The sequence below is a fragment of the Gilliamella sp. W8128 genome (assembly GCF_016100545.1).
Classification (GTDB): Bacteria; Pseudomonadota; Gammaproteobacteria; order Enterobacterales; family Orbaceae; genus Gilliamella; species Gilliamella apis.
Genome location: NZ_JACFSE010000008.1, coordinates 110518 through 133042 on the forward strand (window position 1 = coordinate 110518; position 22525 = coordinate 133042).

19 protein-coding genes, 2 tRNA genes and 1 pseudogene are annotated in these 22525 nt (G+C 33.6%); 18 read left to right on the forward strand and 4 right to left on the reverse strand.

Going from position 1 to position 22525, the window contains the following annotated elements; translation table 11 throughout:
• Window positions 1-511: 511 nt before the first annotated feature.
• The 7 genes and pseudogenes from hutW to H3U97_RS09700 all read left to right on the forward strand — a co-directional run.
• Window positions 512-1816, forward strand: a pseudogene (hutW, locus tag H3U97_RS09670) (heme anaerobic degradation radical SAM methyltransferase ChuW/HutW); the annotation flags it as partial.
• A gap of 126 nt (window positions 1817-1942) precedes the next feature.
• Window positions 1943-2443 (forward strand): heme utilization cystosolic carrier protein HutX, encoded by a 501-nt coding sequence (hutX, locus tag H3U97_RS09675; RefSeq protein ID WP_086361161.1) that lies wholly within the window; start codon window positions 1943-1945, stop codon window positions 2441-2443.
• Window positions 2444-2460: 17 nt separating this feature from the next.
• Complete coding sequence (locus H3U97_RS09680; RefSeq protein ID WP_198198820.1) at window positions 2461-3099, forward strand: NAD(P)H-binding protein; 639 nt, start codon at window positions 2461-2463, stop codon at window positions 3097-3099.
• A gap of 23 nt (window positions 3100-3122) precedes the next feature.
• Window positions 3123-4109: an iron ABC transporter permease gene (locus H3U97_RS09685; protein ID WP_302475992.1), complete on the forward strand. Its 987-nt coding sequence runs from the start codon at window positions 3123-3125 to the stop codon at window positions 4107-4109.
• A gap of 13 nt (window positions 4110-4122) precedes the next feature.
• On the forward strand, window positions 4123-4899 hold the full coding sequence (locus H3U97_RS09690; RefSeq protein ID WP_370545687.1) for a heme ABC transporter ATP-binding protein: 777 nt from the start codon (window positions 4123-4125) through the stop codon (window positions 4897-4899).
• A 104-nt stretch (window positions 4900-5003) separates the two neighbouring features.
• Complete coding sequence (gene zntB / locus H3U97_RS09695) at window positions 5004-6005, forward strand: zinc transporter ZntB (RefSeq protein WP_065613132.1); 1002 nt, start codon at window positions 5004-5006, stop codon at window positions 6003-6005.
• A gap of 286 nt (window positions 6006-6291) precedes the next feature.
• Complete coding sequence (locus H3U97_RS09700; RefSeq protein WP_086357337.1) at window positions 6292-8208, forward strand: DNA topoisomerase III; 1917 nt, start codon at window positions 6292-6294, stop codon at window positions 8206-8208.
• 57 nt (window positions 8209-8265) lie between these two features.
• On the opposite strand, the gene H3U97_RS09705 is transcribed toward H3U97_RS09700, so the two are convergent.
• A complete protein-coding gene (locus H3U97_RS09705) occupies window positions 8266-8952 on the reverse strand; it encodes a hypothetical protein (RefSeq protein WP_065613126.1) in 687 nt (228 codons plus the stop codon).
• A gap of 698 nt (window positions 8953-9650) precedes the next feature.
• On the opposite strand from H3U97_RS09705, the gene mgtA reads away from it, so the two are divergent.
• A complete protein-coding gene (gene mgtA, locus H3U97_RS09710) occupies window positions 9651-12359 on the forward strand; it encodes a magnesium-translocating P-type ATPase (RefSeq protein WP_086319956.1) in 2709 nt (902 codons plus the stop codon).
• Window positions 12360-12743: 384 nt separating this feature from the next.
• On the opposite strand, the gene H3U97_RS09715 is transcribed toward mgtA, so the two are convergent.
• Complete coding sequence (locus tag H3U97_RS09715) at window positions 12744-12959, reverse strand: YdcH family protein (RefSeq protein WP_034903410.1); 216 nt, start codon at window positions 12957-12959, stop codon at window positions 12744-12746.
• Between the two features lie 108 nt (window positions 12960-13067).
• Here H3U97_RS09715 and H3U97_RS09720 point away from each other — a divergent pair, with 108 nt between their 5' ends.
• Complete coding sequence (locus H3U97_RS09720) at window positions 13068-14585, forward strand: helicase HerA-like C-terminal domain-containing protein (protein WP_198198822.1); 1518 nt, start codon at window positions 13068-13070, stop codon at window positions 14583-14585.
• A gap of 46 nt (window positions 14586-14631) precedes the next feature.
• The gene (locus H3U97_RS09725; protein WP_034903404.1) at window positions 14632-15717 is read left to right on the forward strand and encodes an AI-2E family transporter; all 1086 of its coding nucleotides are present in this window, start codon (window positions 14632-14634) and stop codon (window positions 15715-15717) included.
• A 25-nt stretch (window positions 15718-15742) separates the two neighbouring features.
• Here H3U97_RS09725 and bcp read toward each other — a convergent pair whose 3' ends face one another.
• Both bcp and hemL read right to left on the reverse strand, forming a co-directional pair.
• A complete protein-coding gene (gene bcp / locus H3U97_RS09730; protein ID WP_065578054.1) occupies window positions 15743-16216 on the reverse strand; it encodes a thioredoxin-dependent thiol peroxidase in 474 nt (157 codons plus the stop codon).
• A gap of 69 nt (window positions 16217-16285) precedes the next feature.
• Window positions 16286-17575, reverse strand: a complete 1290-nt coding sequence (gene hemL, locus H3U97_RS09735) for a glutamate-1-semialdehyde 2,1-aminomutase (RefSeq protein WP_065651931.1) — start codon at window positions 17573-17575, stop codon at window positions 16286-16288.
• A gap of 158 nt (window positions 17576-17733) precedes the next feature.
• Between hemL and erpA the strand changes: the two genes are divergently transcribed.
• The 8 genes from erpA (at window position 17734) to dapA (ending at window position 22525) form a co-directional block, all read left to right on the forward strand.
• Window positions 17734-18072, forward strand: coding sequence for an iron-sulfur cluster insertion protein ErpA (erpA, locus tag H3U97_RS09740; RefSeq protein WP_034903395.1), 339 nt, complete (start codon window positions 17734-17736; stop codon window positions 18070-18072).
• Window positions 18073-18272: 200 nt separating this feature from the next.
• Window positions 18273-18360: transfer RNA gene (locus tag H3U97_RS09745), tRNA-Leu, on the forward strand.
• Between the two features lie 17 nt (window positions 18361-18377).
• Window positions 18378-18453, forward strand: a tRNA-Gly gene (locus tag H3U97_RS09750).
• A gap of 501 nt (window positions 18454-18954) precedes the next feature.
• Window positions 18955-19419 carry a PTS sugar transporter subunit IIA gene (locus H3U97_RS09755; protein ID WP_086357335.1) on the forward strand — a complete coding sequence of 155 codons (465 nt, stop codon included), beginning with the start codon at window positions 18955-18957 and terminating at the stop codon, window positions 19417-19419.
• Complete coding sequence (locus H3U97_RS09760; RefSeq protein WP_065578057.1) at window positions 19412-19702, forward strand: PTS sugar transporter subunit IIB; 291 nt, start codon at window positions 19412-19414, stop codon at window positions 19700-19702. The genes H3U97_RS09755 and H3U97_RS09760 overlap by 8 nt, the downstream gene beginning before the upstream one ends.
• Window positions 19703-19719: 17 nt before the next feature.
• Window positions 19720-20979, forward strand: coding sequence for a PTS ascorbate transporter subunit IIC (locus H3U97_RS09765; RefSeq protein WP_065578058.1), 1260 nt, complete (start codon window positions 19720-19722; stop codon window positions 20977-20979).
• 74 nt (window positions 20980-21053) lie between these two features.
• Window positions 21054-21650, forward strand: coding sequence for an SIS domain-containing protein (locus H3U97_RS09770; protein WP_065578059.1), 597 nt, complete (start codon window positions 21054-21056; stop codon window positions 21648-21650).
• Window positions 21644-22525 carry a 4-hydroxy-tetrahydrodipicolinate synthase gene (gene dapA, locus H3U97_RS09775; RefSeq protein ID WP_198198823.1) on the forward strand — a complete coding sequence of 294 codons (882 nt, stop codon included), beginning with the start codon at window positions 21644-21646 and terminating at the stop codon, window positions 22523-22525. Before H3U97_RS09770 ends, dapA begins: the two co-directional genes overlap by 7 nt.

The window sequence follows — 22525 nt, forward strand, 5'->3', positions numbered from 1 at the left end:
TATAGTGAAAATGAGAACCATTATCAACATAAAATCTGTAAGGATTTACAGCAGAAGAGCAAAAAAAAGCCAAATTTAAGAATAAAAATAAACTTTTTTTTAAATAAATAATAAATTTATAATCAATAAATTATAAACATAAAATTGAAAATTTTTTTTCAAATATTTCTAATTATTAGTTAAATAACTAACAATATACTGCTATAAAAGCAGATTAAGTACCCATTTGATAATAATTTATAATGAATTTTAATTGTTATTTTTTCTCTGAAAAAAACTATTTTTAACAACTCCAGCAATTATTTGTGGAATGATTATTTGTTTTTAGATTAAAAATCAATATCTAAACCTAGTTGGAAAGTCCAACTAGGAGCAGTAAACATATCTGGATATTTATGATCTGATGTACTATATAATTTATTATTACTTAATAATTAATAATGAAAAAAACATTGATAAATGAGAATAATTATTATTTAATTCAGCAAGATTATTTTTATGAATGGATGTTATGAAATCATTTGATGTAAGTACCTATTACGCTTTAAATTCGGTTTTACCTTTTAAAGATCGTTGGGCTGTGATGCCATTACAAGCAAGTTTACCTGTTCCGCCTCAAGAATTAGAGCAACAATGGAATAACCTACAAAATTCAAATTTAGCTGGCAAAAAAAGGCTAATTTATTTACATATTCCTTTTTGCGACATTCATTGTCAGTTTTGTGGTTTTTATCAAAATCCATTACGTAAGTTTGATACCAAAACTTATATAGACTATTTGCTACAAGAAATATCTTTAGAAATCAATAGTAAAGCAATGCAGTCGGCCCCAATTCATGCTATCTATTTTGGTGGTGGAACACCTTCTGCATTGGCCTCTGGACAGTTAGCACGAGTAATTAGTTATTTTAAACAACATGCCCCTTTAGCGCCTGATTGTGAGATTACCATAGAAGGGCGAATTTCTGATTTTGATGATGAAAAAATTGATAGTTATATTGAAGCTGGCGCAAATCGTTTTTCAATAGGTATTCAAACCTTCAATACCGCAATTAGACAACGATTAGGACGCCAATCATCAGAAAAAGAGATTATTCAACGTTTCGAAAATATTGCTTCTCGAGATAGTGTTGCTCTCGTTTGTGATTTGATGTTTGGCTTACCTAACCAAACAACCGCTACTTGGCAAAGAGATTTAGCAATTGCTGATCAACTTCCGCTTGATGGCGTTGATCTTTACTCTTTAAATCTTTTACCAACGACTCCTTTAGCGAAAGGAGTTGAAAATAAAAGAATTGAATTACCATCGGTTATTGATAAGTGTGGTTTTTACCATCAAGGTGCTGAATATTTAGCTAAACAAGGTTGGACTCATTTAACTAATGCGCATTGGGCAAAAACCAGTCGCGAACGAAATTTATATAATTTTCTGATAAAACAAGGCTCGCATTTTTTTGGATTTGGTTCTTGTGCTGGTGGTAAATTAAATGGTCAATCCTATATGATCCATCGAGATTTGAGTCAATATTATGCTTTATTAGACCAAGGTAAAAAACCGTTGATGATGTTAACCGGTAAACCTTTAGTTGGGGACTGGTTGCACAAATTACAAGCTGGTATAGAAAAAGGGCGCATAGATTTAACGCAACTAACCAATCAAGCTGAGCTCTTTGATCCACTTATCAAACAATGGCATGAAGTCGGTTTGCTGCAAAATGAAGATCGTTGTTTACGATTAACTTTATCAGGCCGTTTTTGGTCGAGTAATATAGTTCAAGCATTGCAGCAATTGTTATTGCAACTTAATAATCCAGAACATATCGAATTACAGCAAAAGATGGCTCAAGCCAGACAAGCCATGCAACAAGGTAATGGTATACCTAAAGCTCATCCACATATGCAAAACATCCATTTAAAAAATAAATAATTAAGGAAAATTACTATGGTAGATAAACCAACTGTTTTAAATAATCTTGCAACTTATATGCAATCAAACCCAGAAGAATTATTAGAAAAAATAGCGCAAGATTATAAAGTGACACTAACACAAGTAATCCAAGCAATACCAGATGTTAAAATTGTTGATGGTAGCAATTTTGATATGATTTGGGAGGAGGTAACAACTTGGGGTGACGTATTATTTTTAATTCATACCGGGGATATTATTGCCGAGATTTCAGGAGAACTGCCTTCAGGAACGCATAGTCAAAAATACTTTAATTTACGTCATCAAAAAGGTTTGAGTGGTCATATTAAAGCTGAACATTGTCTACATATTGCATTTATCGAACGAAAATTTATGAAAATGTCGACTGCATCGATAATTTTCCTTAATCATTTAGGCCAATCAATGTTTAAAATTTTCGTTGGCCGTGATGAAAAGCATCAATTAAAAGCCGATCAGCTAGAAAAATTTAGAGCGTTAGCAAAAAAAATTAATTAATTTAAAGAAATAATAACATGAGAACAGTAATTATTTTTGGTGTAAGCGCACATCTTGGTACTGGCTATCAAGTATCGCAATTAATCAAACAATGCCATCCAGAGTGGCGTTGTATTGCTTTAGTCCGCAATGCTGACTTTGCAAAACAATTAGCTCAACAAAATATTGAAACCTATGTAGGTGATGCAACCGATAAAGAACTAGTTAAAAAGATCTGTCTGCAAGCAGGGCCTGAAGCTATTATTATTTCAACGCTAGGTGGTGAAACGGGGAATTATATTGCTCAACGTATTATCATCGATTGTGCTGAACAAGCTGGTGTTAAACAGATGCTTTTAGTCACTTCACTTGGTTGTGGTGATTCATGGCCAACCTTATCCTTACGAGCTAAACAAGCATTTGGTAATGCGGTGCGCGAAAAATCCTTGGCTGAAGTTTGGTTACAAACGAGTACCTTGAATTATGTGATCTTAAGACCCGGCGGTTTACGCGATGGTGAACTAACCAATAATGGTCAATGCTATTTTGCTCAAGAAGTTCACGGTTTCGTATATCGTAAAGAATTAGCCAAAATAATCATGGATAAAATAGCAAATCAACAATTTGATAATCGTGCATATAGTGTTGTCGACCCAAATCTAACAGTAAATTATTAGTATTAAATATATGAGGTTAATTGGTGCGCAAATCTAGCCAACCAATATTATTATTGGGATTATTTATTTTGCTATTAATTTTAATGATCTATTCTGCAAATTCAGGGGCATTAAAATTATCATTTACACAACTAATGAATATGTCATTTGATGATCCTTTATGGAATATCTGGTGCAATATTCGTTTACCAAGAATTATTTTAGCGATAATTGTTGGTATGGCATTAGCAAGTGCAGGTGCTGTGATGCAAGGATTATTCAGAAATCCTTTAGCTGATCCTGGCTTGCTAGGTATTAGTAGTGGGGCGAGTCTAATGGTCGGTATAACAATTTTATTTCCTGCTGTTTTCCCGCCAATTATGATGCTTTACGGCAAAATGGTTGCAGCATTTGCTGGTAGCTTATTTATTTGTGCACTTATTTACCTTTATAGTCTTAATGAACAATGTAATCTAGCTAAAATGATTTTACTTGGCGTTGCTATTAATGCCATCATTGGCGCAGTAATGGGCGGCTTGAGTTATATCAGTGATGAATCACAACTAAGACAAATTTCTTTATGGTCAATGGGTCATTTGGGTAAAGGTTCATGGGATCTGGTGATTGTGTCGCTATCGTTAATTTTTCCAGCATTATTGTGCTTAATCAAATTGGCTCATGAGCTTAACATATTACAATTAGGTGATGAAGATGCTCATTATTTAGGCATTAATGTTGAACGCACTAAACGCTATCTGTTATTGCTTTGTGCTGTGTTAATTGGTGCATCAGTTGCAGTGAGTGGCATTATTGCTTTTGTTGGTCTAGTTGTTCCACATATGATTCGTTTGCAAATTGGAGCAAATCATAAATGGTTAATTCCTGGTTCTGCGTTAGGAGGTGCATGTTTACTTCTGTTAGCAGATACCTTAGCTAGAACATTAGTTGCCCCGACAGAAATTCCTGTTGGTCTCTTAACTAGCCTAATTGGTGGTCCATATTTTCTTTGGCTTATTTTAAGACATAAATAATTGGTGGAACTTTATAGTGTTAATTGCTAAAAATCTGACATTTGCTTATAGCAGTCGAATGATAATTAACGATGTTTCTTTATCGATAAAATCTGGTGAAATTGTTATTATTATTGGTCCTAATGGTGCTGGTAAATCAACCTTGTTACGCCTATTAACAGGTTATCAAAAACCATCTTCTGGAGAATGTTATTTACTCGACCGTCCTTTGTCCCAATGGCCACAAAAACAATTGGCTAAAACTAGAACCGTGATGTTACAACAAAGCCAACTTACTTTTCCATTCAAGGTAAAAGAAGTTATTGCTATGGGGCGAGCACCTTATGGTAAAGTCCATTTTAATGAAGCAATTGATGAAGTTATGTCACAAACAGATTGTTTGCAATTTGCTGAACGTGATTATCGAGGATTATCTGGCGGAGAACAACAAAGGGTACAATTAGCAAGAGTTTTAGCGCAATTATGGCAACCGCAACCTAGTGAAAAATTATTATTTTTAGATGAGCCAACATCAGCTCTCGATCTCTATCATCAACAACATACCTTACGATTATTAAAGCAATTAGCAGTCAAACAAAAATTGGCAGTTTGTTGTGTTTTACATGATCTCAATCTAGCAGCCTTATATGCGGATAAAATAATTTTGCTTAATAAAGGTAAAATTGTTGAACAAGGCACCCCTTCACAGGTATTGACGGTAGAAAATATTCAACGCTGGTATGGGGTTGATTTGGGTATTTTTGCTCATCCTAGCGAATCATCAATACCGCAAATTTATTTAAATCCTTAATAGTAAAAAATATCAATAGTAAAAAATATCAATTATTAATCATTCGCTGCATTTTAACGCAAAATCAGTATATAATTAAGCAAACTTAATAAATGGGGCTGATGATGACTAACGAAAATAGCGATAACTCTATTCTGGTTTCAGATCTACTTGCAGCACAACCTGTTTTTAGTTGCCAATTGGATGGTAAAGGAAAAGCAAATCCTTTGAATGATGGATCTAAAGCTTCTATTAAGCAACCATATTGGATACATCTGGATTTTGCTAAAAGTGAAACTATTAATTGGATTAATCAAACAAATTTAATACCTGATCTTGTTAAAAATGAGTTGATTAAAGCTAATCAATTTCCAAAGGAGATCCGTTGTGATTCAGGTATTTTAGTGGTCTTGAAAGGGGTAAACTTTACTCCAAATGAACTACCTGATCCTATTGTTACTTTTCGTTTTTATATTACCGATAATTTGATCATTTCAACCAGACATCAAAAAATAGATGCAATCGTTAAATTAAAAGAAAATTTAGAAAAAGGTATTGGCCCTGTTGATGTTGCCGATTGGCTGATACAGCTTTCAGAATTAATCTGTGATCAAGTGAATTTATCTTTTGATGGTGTTCACAATAAGATAATAAAATTAGAAGATTTATTACTAAATCAGCGGATTTTTTCCCATAAAGAGATCGGCAGAGTGCGCAAACAACTTTTCATACTGCGTCGTCTACTTTCGCCACAGCGTGATATTTTTGTAAAAATTTCGACCGAAAGAATATCTTGGATTGATGACAACGATCGTCAACGGCTTCATGATATCTCTAATCAACAAAATCATTATGTTTCTGAAATTGATAGTTGCCTAATAAGAATTGGTTCAGTTATGGAACAAATAAATAGTATTTTAGCTGAATCGACCAATAAGCGTATCTATTTAATGTCACTATTTACCATTATTTTTACGCCAATTACATTTATAACAAGTTTACTTGGGGTTAATTTAGCCGGTATTCCTTTTAATGAAAAAGAGTGGTCTTTTGTTGGCTTAATCGTACTATTAATTGTGATTAGCATAGTATCTGTTTTATGGCTTAAGCTAAAAAAATGGTGGTAAAAGAATTAACTTTTAAAATAAATATAAATAAAATATGATAAATATTCATGAGATTAGGAGTAAACAGAATATCAAATCGTTATTTGCAAGCGTACCACAATCACTTTTAATCGCCAATAGGCACAGATAACGCATTACAAGCTAATTCGATAGCAATCAATATTGGTTGCTTGTTTTTTTTAGTTGTTAAACCGAAACCTGAACAGATTAGTTATATTTCACAAAGATATTCTAAGGATGATACTAACATTGTTCTAATTAAAATTTATGATTAATAATAATTATTATGCAGTCTAATCAATCTTTTCGCTTATTTATTGCCGAAAAACCCAGCTTAGCTAGGGCTATTGCTGATGTTTTGCCAAAACCTCATCAAAAAGGGAATGGGTTTATAAAAGCCAGTAATGGTGATGTTGTTAGTTGGTGTATTGGCCATTTATTAGAACAAGCCACGCCTGAAGTATATGATGAACGATATAAAAAATGGGCAATTGATGATTTGCCTATAGTGCCTGATAAATGGATATTGATGCCTAAAAGTAGTACTGAAAAGCAATTCAATATTTTAGTGGATTTGATTAAATCTGCAGATCAGATTGTTCATGCTGGTGACCCAGATCGCGAAGGGCAGTTATTGGTGGACGAAGTGCTAAACTATTGTCAGCTAACACCAGAAAAACGTAAAACTATTCAGCGTTGCTTGATTAGTGATTTAAATGCCAGTGCTGTTGAAAAGTCACTTGAACAGTTACGTAGTAACCAAGACTTTATTCCTTTGTCCACTTCGGCATTAGCTCGAGCGAGGGCTGATTGGCTGTATGGCATGAATATGAGCCGAGTCTGTACTCTGGTTGGTCAACGTAATGGTTATCGAGGCGTTTTATCTATTGGCCGAGTTCAAACTCCTATTTTAGGCTTAGTCGTTAGACGTGATTTAGAGATAACGCAATTTGTTCCTAAACCATTCTATGAAGTATTTGCTATATTACAAACCAAACATAACGAAATATTTAAAGCCAAATGGCAACCAAGTGAAGCTTGTGCACCTTATCAGGATGAAGAAGGTCGTGTCTTGGTTAAACGGTTGGCTGAAAATGTTTGCCAACGAATAAAAGATCAGTCGGGCATTATTGATAAAGTTAGTAACAAAAAGAAAGAATTAGCGCCACCAATGCCGTTTAATTTATCGGCTCTACAAATTGAAATGGCAAAAAGGAATGGTTTAAGTGCGCAAGAAGTGCTTGATATCTGCCAATCTTTATATGAAAAACATAAATTAATTACTTATCCTCGTTCCGATTGTCGTTTTTTACCAGAAGAGCATTTAAAACAGATTAATGGTGTAAAAGCTGCCATCGAAAACAATTGTTCAGAACTGCAAACTGCAATTAATGATGCTGATTTCACTTTACGTTCTAAAGCGTGGAATGATAAAAAAGTTGAAGCTCACCATGCCATTATTCCAACTTTACGTAAAACCAAAATGGATAATTTATCGACTAACGAGCAAGCAGTATATCAAGTGATAGCAACACAATATTTGGCACAATTTTATCCTGTTTATAAATATGCCGAATTACAAATAGATGTTGATATTGGTGGTGGTAAGTTCACTTCTAAAGCCAATCAAATGTTAGATGAAGGTTGGAAAGTTCTATTTAGAAGTAAAAATTATCAAGCCGAGAGTGATAAAGATAGTGATGAGAACAATGGTTTATTAACCAAATTAGTTAAAAAAGGCGAATTAGTACAATGTATTGATACAGAGTTACTCAGTAAAGAAACACAACCGCCACGACCTTTTACCGATGCAACTTTACTTTCAGCAATGACGGGTATAGCGAGATTTGTTAAAGACCCTGAGATAAAAAAAATCTTACGCGAAACTGATGGGTTGGGCACTGAAGCGACACGAGCAGGAATAATTGAACTTTTATTCAAACGGCAATTTTTGACCAGACAAGGTAAATCAATACGTTCAACACCAATTGGTCAGAATTTAATTCTATCATTACCCGAAAGTGTCTCAATGCCAGATATGACTGCACATTGGGAATTACAACTAGAAGAAATTAGTAAAAAGGAGTTTAGCTATCAGCAGTTTATGTATCAATTAAATTCATCTTTGCTGAGTCTAGTTGAACAACTAAAACATTCACGATTGAAAATTCAATCTGCATCCCCAAATATGAAAAAAGGATAATCGATAATATCGCAATTATTGATTATCCTTTTAGTTGATAAATCTAAACAATTTTAGTTAGTCTGTTGATTCTTCATTTGCAACTTCTTGTGAAACGATAGACTCATTTAGTTCCTGATTTTCAGCAAGTATATTCGTAAATTCTTGATTTGCTCTGTTTAAAAAGTCACTATCCTTCAAAATTAATCGATAAGTATTTAATCTTTTTAATGGTCCTTTAGCAAATTGACTAACTATAAAAATCATAATGAAAATTGTTAATAGAGAAATAATCACATTAATAATCCAAGCTGATTTAAAGATAGTATGCAAATTGGTTATTAACATAATAAATGTAAACAGACAAACAGCGGCACTTAAAATTACCTCTTTAATTAAAAAAGGTTTTAGTAGCGTAATTCGATTTTGTTCGATAGCAAAATATTGAGTGAATTGATTTAATTGTGATAGTTCAATAATGTTATGTTTATCAGCATTAACCAATGAGATAGCAATTCTCTCTTTGTTAATATTACCTGATTTATAGAAGCAGACTTTTTCCCAAATTAATTTCTTCTTAATGTTATTTAAATAATCTTTTTGATAATTTGGTTGTGGTGTTTTTTCTAAAATATCTGCATATTTAATAATATTGTCAAAGTAGTTTTTTGGCGTGTTTTTTTTATAAATAAAGCCAACAAAAGAGAGTGTAAAAATAAGAAATAAATTAAACCAATTATCTTGTAATAGTTGTGTAAGATCCATTCAGATTAACCAATGTTGATGACAATTGGGCAATTGTAACTGATATTATATAAAACAGGTATTAATTCTATACAATATTTTCTAATAACGGCATTATTAGTGCTGTTTTTAGGCAGTTATAAGTCTAATTTTACATATTATGTTGACTTCTCAAATTTAAAAGCGTATAAAGTGCTCGCCTTTGAGCTTTTCTTACTTTTTTAATTATAAGGTGGTTAAAAATGATGGTTAAGAAAAGTTGAAATACAAAGTGATGAGTTCAATTTACAGGAGAAATATGGACACTCAATCGGGTCACCCCAAAATGTGGGGAGATAAATTAAAACACATCATTATCGGTTAATGAACCTGTCTAAATAGTTATTTTTTCAGTTCACGAGCCGAAATTGATAAAAACGGTAACGGTGAACGATATGCAATTTTCTACACGCTATCACACAAACTCAAAACATCATTGTGCTCATAAAGTACTTTTACGAGTATTGTATCTTACTGATAAACATTTAGAGCCACCTAGTTGTATCTAATTCTTAATTAAATTTATTTTTCAATAATTTTATTTCGTGCCAAGCATTAGCTTTATTGGCTAGTTATTGCTTTGCATTTAAATTTTGGTCAATTAAAACTTATTAATGCCTTGTTATGTTTAACTAAGGAATAGGTTTCTTTTGTCTAAAAAATATAGATAGGTACCAACTATGATTAAAAACAAATTTAAAGTAAAGACAGAAAATACTTTAACTATAAAAGCACTTGAGGAAGCTCAAAACAGTCTAGATAACATTTTATCTAAATTTCAATCAAGCCTTTCTGGTTTAACCCAAGAAAATGCCAAATCAAGATTGGAACAATATGGTAAAAATGAAGTAGCTCGGGAAAAAGTTCCTTCGGCTTTTGTTCAGTTGTTACTAGCATTCAAAAATCCATTTATTTTTGTCTTGTTGACATTAGCTATAGTTAGTTTTGTGACTGACTATTGGTTACCACTACAAAGTGGTGAAGAGACTGATCTAACAGGCATTATTATCATTCTAACCATGGTAACATTAAGTGGCTTACTCCGTTTTTGGCAGGAGTTTCGCTCAAATAGAGCTGCTGAGGCACTCAAATCGATGATTCGAACCACAGCTACAGTTCTACGTCGGCCAAATAAAAATATGCCAGCTGAACATATCGAAGTGCCTCTAAGTGATATTGTCCCCGGTGATATTGTATTGTTATCTGCCGGCGATATGATTCCAGCGGATATTCGTTTAATCGAATCAAGAGATCTATTTGTTAGCCAAGCAGTATTAACCGGTGAATCAATTCCAGTTGAGAAATACGATACTTTAGGTGCGGTATCGCAAAAAACAACTGAAGAGATCAATCCGGCCGATATTGATAAAGATAATGTTCTTGATGTCAATAATATCTGTTTTATGGGTACCAATGTAGTTAGTGGCACTGCAAAAGCGATTGTAGTAGCAACTGGTGCAGATACACATTTTGGTTCGTTAGCAAAATCCATTGTGGGTTCCAGAGCCGAAACTTCCTTTGATCGCGGCGTAAATAGCGTGAGTTGGTTATTGATTCGCTTCATGTTAGTAATGGTTCCGATTGTATTACTAATAAATGGTTTTACTAAAGGTGATTGGGGAGAAGCTGTTTTATTTGCATTAGCTGTAGCGGTTGGTTTAACGCCAGAAATGTTACCGATGATTGTTAGTGCCAATCTTGCCAAAGGTGCGGTAGGAATGGCAAAACGCAAAGTAGTGGTTAAACGGTTAAATGCGATACAAAATTTTGGTGCAATGGACATTTTATGTACTGATAAAACCGGTACATTGACCCAAGATAAAATTATCTTAGAACATCACTTAGACATTAACGGCCAAGTTGATCCAGCTGTGTTACAACTAGCGTGGCTCAATAGTTACTATCAAAGCGGAATGAAAAACTTGATGGATAAAGCAATCATCCGTTTTGCTGAAGAAAAAACCAGTGTTAAAAAAGTCGGCGTTGGTCTTTATCGTAAGATAGATGAATTACCGTTTGATTTTGTTCGTCGTCGTTTATCTGTAGTTGTGCAAGGCAATGATGATAATCACTTAATGATCTGTAAAGGTGCAGTTGAAGAAATGCTATCTATTTCGGATTTCGTTTATGAAAATGGTGAATATTTACCGTTGGATGAAAATCGCAAACAAGCATTAATTGAACTGGCTCATAATTATAATAAAGACGGTTTTAGAGTATTAGCTGTTGGTGTCAAAGAGATTTCAGCAGAACAAACTAAAACGCAATACAATGTCCAAGATGAGAAAGCATTGGCTATTCGTGGTTTCTTAACCTTCTTAGATCCACCAAAAGAGAGTGCTTATGAGGCTATTTCAGCATTAAGTGAACATGGTGTTGCGGTTAAAGTTTTAACTGGTGACAACGAAATTATCACTATTAAAGTGTGTCGTGAAGTTGGCTTAGAGCCTGGTATTCCTTTATTAGGTACTGAAATTGAAACAATGGATGATGCAGAGCTAAAAGTAGAAATTGAACAACGTACTATTTTTGCTAAGTTAACTCCGTTACAAAAATCTCGCATAATTCGATTATTACAAGATAACGGTCATACAGTTGGTTTCTTAGGCGATGGTATTAATGATGCACCAGCTTTACGTGATGCCGATGTTGGTATTTCGGTGGATACCGCAACAGATATTGCTAAAGAATCAGCCGATATTATTTTGCTGGAAAAAAGCTTAATGGTATTAGAAGAGGGGGTAATATGTGGTCGTGAAACCTTTGGTAATATCATGAAATACCTTAATATGACGGCAAGTTCTAATTTTGGTAATATCTTCTCTGTATTAGTGGCAAGCGCGTTTTTACCGTTTTTACCAATGCTTGCGATTCATTTGCTTATCCAAAATTTATTATATGATATTTCACAACTATCATTACCTTGGGATAAAATGGATGAAGAGTTTTTACAAAAACCACGTAAATGGGATGCACCAAATATTGGACGCTTTATGATCTGGATCGGCCCAACCTCTTCCATTTTTGACATAACAACTTATGCATTAATGTGGTTTGTCTTTGGTGCTAATAGTGTAGCAGCTGAATCGCTGTTCCATTCAGGTTGGTTTATCGAAGGATTGTTATCCCAAACCTTAGTGGTACATATGCTAAGAACACAAAAAATTCCATTTATTCAAAGCACAGCAGCATTCCCAGTGATTGTTATGACAATGCTAATAATGGCGGTAGGAATTTATATTCCATTCTCACCAATTGGCAGCTTAATTGGTCTACAACCATTACCATGGTCCTATTTCCCATGGTTGGTTGCAACATTATTGAGTTACTGTGTTGTTGCCCAAATAATGAAAAAGATTTACATCAAACGCTTTGGACAATGGTTCTAAAATAATAATCTTGATGTAAGTTATGCTTACATCATTAACTAAAAAATGTATAAATATCGAACTATTATGTTATAGTAATGACATCATTGAAAAAGCGATTAAATATTATTATTAATAAACTAATATTTATACATTTAATCAGCATCTTTAAAATATTTTAAGGAGCATTCATTTAACAATAACAACAAGAGGAGTAAAAAATGAAAACCCCACACAAAAATTTAATTACACTAATCAAAAACCGTAAATTGAAAAAAGCCCAAGAACAAGTAAATAAACAATAACCGGTAGATTGGTGGAAAAAGATAAATTGAGATAAACCCCATAATTTGGGGTTTTTTTATAGCTTAAAGTAGAATTAATCAAGATTATTATTTTGAAATATCAGGCTGTTGCTTTTTTCAAAACTTCATAAATTTGGTCTTTTAATTTTAATTTTTGCTTTTTCAAACTTTCAATTGTTTCAGATGTATCAACGGCAATACCCGCTTCAATATTTTTAATTTTTTGGTCAAGTTGATTGTGTTCTTCAAATAGTTTTTGAAAATGTAAATCAGTGTTTTTTAACTTAGAGATTAAATCACGATATTCTGGAAACATACTGCCCCCTTACAAGATGAGTTAAAATAATAACAATAGCAGTTATTACTATTTCAGCTTACAATATTCTTGATTGTTTTAATAGCAATTTTTGAACGGGAGATGTTTATGAGTGAAAAGATCGTTATTGCAAAAAGTGAAGGTAATGATTTATACATCCTTGCATCGTTGGCAAATCGCCATGGTTTAATAACTGGTGCGACAGGTACCGGTAAAACTGTAACCCTACAAAAGATAGCAGAAAATTTTTCGCAAATTGGTGTACCGGTTTTTCTTGCTGATGTTAAAGGTGACTTGACTGGCTTAGGAGAAAAAGGGGTACTATCTGACAAATTACAATCACGATTGGCAAATATAGGCGTAACTGATTGGCGCCCTGATTCATCACCTTTAGCGTTATGGGATGTTTTTGCTGAAAAAGGGATCCCAGTTCGTAGTACGGTTTCCGATATTGGTCCTATTTTATTGGCTAGATTATTAAATTTGAATGATGTTCAATCAGGCGTTTTACAACTTGTATTTAAAATAGCGGATGATAACGGTCTGTTATTGCTTGATTTTAAAGATTTACGCACCTTAATACAGTTTATTGGTGATAATGCTAAAAAATTTACCACGCAATATGGCAATATTAGTGCCTCATCAATCGGTGCAATACAACGAGGATTATTATCTCTTGAACAGCAAGGTGCCGAATTCTTCTTAGGCGAACCTATGTTAGATATTAACGATTTACTACAAGTTAATGAACAAGGTCGTGGCATTATCAATATTTTATCAGCAGATAAACTCTATAATTCGCCTAAACTATATTCAGTATTTTTATTATGGTTGTTATCTGAATTGTTTGAGCATCTACCAGAAGTTGGCGATCTTGATAAACCGAAACTGGTATTCTTTTTTGATGAAGCTCATTTATTATTTAATGATATTTCTCCAGCTTTATTAGAAAAAATCGAACGAGTTGTTCGTCTTATTCGCTCTAAAGGTGTTGGTATCTATTTTGCTACACAAAGTCCAACCGATATTCCTGAAACTATTCTCGGCCAACTAGGTAATCGCGTTCAACACGCATTACGAGCTTTTACACCTAAGGATCAAAAAGCGGTTAAAGTAGCAGCGCAAACCATGCGTGCCAATCCAAACTTTGATACAGAAAAAGCGATAATGGAGCTTGGAGTTGGTGAGGCATTAATTTCATTTTTAGATGAAAAAGGGCGTCCTAATGTAGTACAAAGAGGGATGGTGATTGCCCCAGAATCAAAAATGGGAACCATGGCTTTAGAAGATCAATTAGCAATAATTCATCAATCTCGCTTTTATTCTAAATATTCAAACACTATAGATCGTGAATCAGCTTATGAAAAACTTAAACGAGGTTTTACTATCAATACAGTAAATGACCAAAATCCAGCAGAAAGCAATTCAACACCAAGCTCTACAAATCAAAACGAGCACGGTGGTGTAATGGATTTTTTAAGTTCAATTTTTTTTGGCAGGACAGGATCAAAAGGTGGACAACATGACGGGATAGTTCAATCCGTTGCCAAAAGTGCAACTAGACAAGTGGTTAATCAAATAGGCAGACAAATTACTCGAGGAATATTGGGTGGTTTTAAAAAGTAAGCTTAATTAACAACAAATAAACTAATAAAACAATAAGGAGTTATAGATGTTAAAATTGTTTATTGAATGGTACAAAAAACGCTTTAGCGATCCTCATGTGGTATCGTTACTGTTTGTTATCATTGTGTTATTTTTTATCATCTATTTCTTCAACAAAATTTTACTGCCTATCTTAATTGCTATTGTTCTATCTTATTTACTTGATAGACCGGTTAATTATTTACAACGCAAAAAGGTTCCTCATACATTAGCCGTCGTGATTGTACTGTTACTATTTATGTTTGTCGGATTAACCGCCATTATGATTTTATTACCTTTAATTTGGCAACAAAGTGTTAGCTTAATCACTAATATTCCTAATATGTTGAATTTTGCCAACAAATTTATTACATCTTTACCAGAACACTATCCTGAATTAATTGATGTTGGTCTATTCGATTCAATAATTCAGAGTATAACCAGTAGAGTTGTGCAAACAGGCAATTCACTATTACAGTTTTCAATTAGTTCTTTATTTAGTTTAGTATCAGTCGCCATTAATGCAGTATTAGTACCAATTATTATGTTCTTCTTATTGAAAGATAAAGCGAAAATATGGGGTTACTGTTCTAAGGCATTACCGAAGAATCGTACCATATTAAATAAAGTCGCCTCTGAAATGGATATGCAAATTTCCAATTATATAGTCGGTAATGTTTTACATATTGTTATATTAAGTATCTGTGTTTATATCCCATTTTGGTATTTTGGTTTAGATTATGGTTTACTATTAGCTGTTTTAGTTGGACTTTCCGTACTGATCCCTTATATTGGTATTATTATCTCTAGTATTCCGGTGGTGTTAATCGCACTCTTTCAATGGGGCTTCACGGCACAATTTGGTTATTTAATTTTCTTCTATATTCTAATTCAAGCCCTTGATGGTAATTTATTAGTTCCATATCTATTTTCTGAAAAACTCAATCTTCATCCATTGGTGATTATTGTTGCTGTCATTATATTTGGAGGTTTATGGGGATTTTGGGGGGTATTTTTTGCCATACCGCTTGCGACATTAGTTAAAGCCATTATTAATGCATGGCCAAATCTTGAAGAGATAAATAATATAAAAAGCGAAAAAAAAGCCGATTAATTAAATAATCGGCTTTAGTTAAAAATTAACAATGGTTTTTAAGATAATCTAAAACCACGGTATGATGATTGGCGGTTTTGAAATCATCGAAAACTTTTTCGATCTTGCCATCTTTACCAATCAAGAAACTTATGCGATGAATTCCGTCATAAGTTTTCCCCATAAATTCTTTTTCACCCCAAACGCCAAAAGCGTCACAAGTTTTATGATCTTCATCGGAAAGTAGGGTAAAATTTAATAATTCTTTATCAACAAAACGTGATAATTTTTCTGGTTTATCTGTACTAATACCAATAACAACTACATTATATTTTTTAAAATCGTCAGCACTATCACGTAAATTACACGCTTGTACTGTACAACCTGGTGTCATAGCTTTTGGGTAAAAATAGAGCAAAATTCGCTGACCTTCAAAATCATTGGAACTTACTAGTTCACCATCTTGGTCAGGTAGAGAAAATTGAGGTGCTTCTTCACCTTCTTTTATCGGATTAACCATAAATTTATTACCTATGTTTTAGTTTAAAATTTTAATCGCTATGGGTATAAATTACTTTATTTTATCAACTTAACTTAAATTTTTAAAAAAATGACTAGCTACATCAATCGTATGATTGATTTCTTTATCTGTGTGCCTAAGTGACATGAAACCTGCTTCGAAAGCGGATGGTGCAAAATAAACACCTTCAGCGAGCATATGATGATAGAATTTTTTGAATAATTCAATATCACAATTCATAACATCTTTATAACTGCTCACTTCTACAGCATTTGTAAAGAAAAAACCAAACATAGCTCCGGCATGATTGACAATAAAAGGAACATTAAAACGTTTTGCAGCAGATAACAGGCCATTAACTAAGTAAGAAGTTTTCTCTTCTAATTCCTGATAAATACCAACATCCATCAATTTTTTCAAAGTAGTATAACCGGCAGCCATTGCAACTGGATTACCGGAAAGCGTTCCCGCTTGATAAATTGGGCCAGTTGGTGCTAATTTTTGCATTATTTCCGAACGTCCACCAAAAGCACCGACCGGCATTCCGCCACCAATGATTTTACCTAAACAAGTTAAATCAGGAACAACGCCATAGTATTCTTGAGCACCACCTAAAGCAACTCTGAAACCTGTCATTACTTCATCAATAATAAGTAATGCACCATAATTGTCGCATAAGCTTCTTAATCCTTGTAAAAACGCTTTTTTAGCTGGTACACAATTCATATTACCAGCAACTGGTTCAATAATTATTGCCGCTATCTCGTTGGGATACAGCTCAAATTGTTTTTTGACGGACTCTAAATCGTTATAATCGCAAACTAAAGTGTTTTTAACAAAATCTTCAGGAACACCAGGTGAAGTAGGGTGACCAAAAGTTAGTGCTCCTGAACCAGCCTTAACTAATAAATAATCCGCATGACCATGATAACAGCCCTCAAATTTAATAATTTTGTCACGGCCGGTATAACCTCGAGCAAGACGAATAGCACTCATGGTTGCTTCAGTACCTGAATTTACCATACGCAACATCTCAATAGATGGCATCAGCTCAGTCACTAGATTAGCCATTTTAGTTTCAATCTCAGTTGGTGCACCATAACTTAATCCATTACGTACCGCATTAATAACAGCATCGGCAACATCAGGGTCATTATGACCTAAAATCATCGGCCCCCACGATAAAACATAATCAACATAAGCTTTTTGATCAACATCATAAATATAAGCACCATCAGCCCTTTCGATAAATAATGGCGTACCACCAACGCCATTAAAGGCTCGTACTGGTGAGTTAACGCCACCAGGCATAAAAGCTAATGCTTCACGGTAAAGTTTTTCAGATTTAAATGTATGCATAATCGAGATTATCTCTATAGGTAAGGTAGTGGTATTTATTCACAAAATTAAGTTAAATTCAAGCTAGCTAACGCAAATTTATCTAATCGACGTTTTCGCTTTGTATTTTCTTTTTTCAAGGGTATATAATATAACAGTAATAAAAGTAGGAGAATAAAATGAGCGATGCGTTACCAATTAACTTTACTGATGCGGCAGCAAATAAAGTTAAATCTCTAGTAACAGAAGAAGAAAATCCGAATCTAAAATTGAGAGTCTATATAACTGGTGGTGGTTGTAGTGGCTTTCAGTATGGTTTCACATTTGATGAAAAAGTAAATGAGGACGATCTCGCTATTGAAAAAAATGGTGTATCTTTGATTATTGACCCAATGAGCCTGCAATATTTAGTTGGTGGTACCATAGATTATATTGAAGGTTTACAAGGTTCACGGTTTGTCGTTGATAATCCGAATGCAACTACTACTTGTGGTTGTGGTTCTTCTTTTAGTGTTTAATTTAAGTTAGATTATTAATCAAATTTTTGATTTTTAATCTTAGAAAACTGAATTTTAAGGGAATTGATTAAAAATTCCCTTAAATGTGACAAACATTGAGCAATTAGACAATTATTTTAAATTTTCTATTGACGTAAAAATTAAGATCGGTAAAATGCACAGCATCCAAAACGCAGTTACCTTTCGGAACTAAGTTTTGAGCCCGGGTGGTGAAATCGGTAGACACAAGGGATTTAAAATCCCTCGGCCTTTTTGGCCGTGCGAGTTCAAGTCTCGCCCCGGGCACCATTTAAAACACTTCTTATGCGGGAATAGCTCAGTTGGTAGAGCGCAACCTTGCCAAGGTTGAGGTCGCGAGTTCGAACCTCGTTTCCCGCTCCAATTTCAAATATCAAAAGATTCAATAATAAAGAAATAATCCGATTATTTTATCTAATATTTTCCTCTAAAAGATTATCAACATATTGTTAATTCTATAATATTGGTGTGAATAGTTTCGATTCTACAATCATATTGGACTAGTAATTCTCAATTTTTGCTTATATTTAAACATAAAAAGTTCTCTAACAAGGCAATTCTATTATTTTAATATCCTCTATGAACGTTAGTTATTCTGTCATTATTCGGCAATTAATCTCCTCTAAGTTCAAGATGAACAATCAATATCAAGCTCAATCCAGACAAATTTAACTAACTTGACCTTTTGTTTGTAGCAATAAAATTCTTAGTCAGCATCTCCGATTATCTATTTTTTATTTTTACGAGTCACATTTTGTTTTTTATTTGTTTTTTCTCAACAAAAAGTAATCCCAATAATCATTGTCTAATATCAAGGCCTTCGTATAATCAAATTGAAATGGATTTTGTAAAAGGAGAAAACCTTTGTTAACTAAACTTATCAAAGCTTCTTATATTCAACTTGATATTGAAGCTAGTAGCTTTGAGGAAGCAATAGAATTAGCGATGTCACCATTAGTTATTGATGAAGCTGTTACGACAGATTACGTCGATAAAGTTATCGCTATATTAAGGGAAATTGGTCCATATATCGTCATTACCAAAAATATTGCCATTCCTCATGCTCCATCAGATTCTGGCGCTAAAAAACTTGCTATAGGATTTACCAGACTGAAGAACGCTATCGTTTCAGGAAATTCAGCCAATGACCCAGTCAAGTTTTTGTTCAGCTTAAGTTCACCCACGGGAGATGATCATTTATCCGCATTATCAGAATTAGCATCTTTGTTTAGTGATGAGAAATTTTTGGCTTTTATACAAGATGTGAAAAAACCGCACGATTTTATAGATTTTTTAGAAAACTTTGAAAGGAGTATAGAAAATGATTAAAGCATTAGTTGCCTGCCGTGCAGGAGTTGGGTCAAGTTTAATGTTAAAAATTAAATTGAATGAAGTCATCAAAGAAAATGCCTTTCCAATTGCCCTTGAACACTCTTCATTAGATGGTGTTCCTGGATTTAATGGTAAATATATCATTACGTTACCTGACGTTGCCGAAGATTTAGAAAAGAAGAATCTTCCACAACGTATTATCGGAATCAAAAATATTATGGATAAAAATGAAATAAAAGAAAAATTAGAGCTTGCTCTTAAAGAAGATGGATTAATTTAATTGAGAAGAGGTCTAAAATGGATTTTATAATTAGTTTTCTTAGCACTCCAGCTGTTTTACTCGGCGTAGTTGCGTTTGTTGGCTTATTAGCCCAAAAGAAACAGTTGGTAGAAGTTTTTACTGGCACATTTAAAACAACCATTGGTTTTTTAATTTTTAGTGCTGGTGGGGCTCTTATGACAGGTGCTCTACAAAATTTTAATAAATTATTTCAAGAAGGTTTCCATATTGTTGGTATTGTTGCATCACCAGAAGCAGCTGCTGGTATGGCGCAAACAGAATATGCTTTAGTGACTTCTGTTACGCTAATATTGGGTTTTGCAATGAATTTGGTTTTTGCCAGAATCACTCCATTTAAAAATATCTTCTTCACCACTGGTCATAGTCTATTCTTTGCTTGTGTATTATCACTAATCCTAAAATCTTATGGTTTATCTAATACTGCAGCAATTTTAATCGGTGGAACGATTTTAGGTTTCGCGTCAAGTGCATTGCCACAATTATGTCAACCATTTATGCGAAGAATTACTGGCAGTGATGTTCAAGCAATCGGTCATTTTAATATGTTTGGATATGCACTTTCTGGTTTATTAGGTAAGGTATTTAGCAAATATAGCGACAAAACAACAGAAGATATTCATTTCCCTAAATGGTTATCTTTCTTCCGCGATTTTTTAATGGGCGTTGCAGTTGTTATGCTCGTCTTGTTCTATATTTCAGCATTTAAAGCAGGTGAGACCTTTACTCAAGGATTAGCTGGTAAAGTACATTGGTTAGTATTTCCTTTCATTCAAGCATTTACTTTTACTGCAGGAATGTCAATTTTAATGACTGGTGTAAGAATGTTCTTAGCAGAAATCACCTCTGCATTCGTCTCTATTTCTGAAAAATTCATTCCAAACTCACGTCCTGCGTTGGATGTCCCAACTGTATTTCCTTTTGCGCCAACAGCTGTAATTATCGGTTTCCTTTGTTCTTATGCGGCTGGTTTAGTTGGTGTAACCATAATGGTTGCATTAGATTTTCCAGTTGTCATTATTCCTGCTGCTCATATCTGTTTCTTCTCTGGAGGTACCGCAGGTGTATTTGGTAATTCAACAGGTGGCTGGCGTGGCGCTATGTTAGGTTCTTTTGTGGTTGGACTCTTGTTAGCCTTTTTACCTACCGTTTTATATCCGATATTTGGCAATATGGGAATAGAAGGCTCAACCTTCCCAAATATTGACTACAACGTTGTGGGTATTTTATTGGAAAAAATACTTCATTTCACCATGTAAGTATGAGGGTTTGATTAAAGATGATTTGAAAAATAATCATCTTTTTCAAACCATTGCGTAAGTAGAGGAATTGTATGTTAGAAAAATATATTGATTGTATCAAATCGGAATTGTCAGAATATATTAAATATATTGGTGAAGAAAATTTAAATAAAGCAAAGGATTTAATTATCAGCAAAAAAAATGAAGGCAGTCGGGTACATGTCACAGGAATCGGTAAACCTTCTTATGTTGCTCATTATATTGCTTCATTATTCTCATCAATAGGAATACCTGCTTATTTTTTAGATGGAACTGAAACTATTCATGGTTCGGCAGGACAAGTTTTACCTGATGATATCGTGATTGCGATTTCCAATAGTGGTGAAACTGAAGAGTTAAAAAAAGCAATTTGTACTTTGCAAAAACTAGGTACAAAAATTATCGGGGTTGCTGGGAATAACAATTCTTGGTTAGCGCAGCATTGTGACATATTTTTATTTGCTGGAGTAAAACAAGAAGGGGACAACTTAAACAAACCCCCACGAATATCAATACTTGCTGAAGTCATTATTTTGCAGTGTTTATCAATAAAACTTCAAGAATCCGTAGGTCTAACCGAAAATATGTATTATCAATGGCATCCAGGTGGCAGTTTAGGTGCTTCTATAAGAGGAGGAAAAGTATGTTAAATGGAATTATAACTGCAATGGTTACACCATTCGAATCCTCTGGAAATATTGATATTAAAGCAACAGAAATTTTAATTGAAAAATTAATTGCAAATGGTGTTCAAGGTATTTTCGTATTAGGAACCAATGGCGAATTTCATGTTATAGAAAATGATATGAAAATTAAATTTGCTAAAAAAGTTGTAGAAATAGTGGCTAAAAGAGTTCCGGTTTATGCCGGCGCTGGTGGTAATTCTACTGACGAAGTCATTAAACTGGGTAAACAAATGATAGCTGTCGGGGTGGATGCGTTATCGGTAATTACGCCGTACTTTGTTTCATTAAAAGAAAATGAATTATATAATCATTATAAAATGATTGCCGAAAACCTTGCTATTCCAATAGTGCTTTATAATATACCTAAAAATACCGGAATTAATTTATCCTTTGAGCTAGTTTCCAAACTGTCTAAAATCAGTAATATCATTGGTATAAAAGATAGTAGTGGCGATATTAATAATATTGCTGGCTATATAGATAATACATCTCGAAATGAGTTTTCGGTTCTTTCTGGTTCTGACTCCCTTATTCTTAAAGCATTGAAAATAGGTGCTACTGGTGCTATTTCAGCTACATCTAATTTACTAACCACCAACAATGTTGAAATATATAAGCAATTTATTGCCGGTAATTTAGATAAAGCTGAACAATGGCAACAATCTCTTGAAGAATTTCGCCGGATTTTAAAATATGCTTCCATTCCTTCTGTTCTTAAACAAAGTTTATCTTTATCTGGTATTGAAGTTGGCGTACCTCGATTACCTGTCTTACCTGTCACGAATCCAAATGATAACCAAGACATAGTCAATACGATAAAGAACTATTATCACTTATAA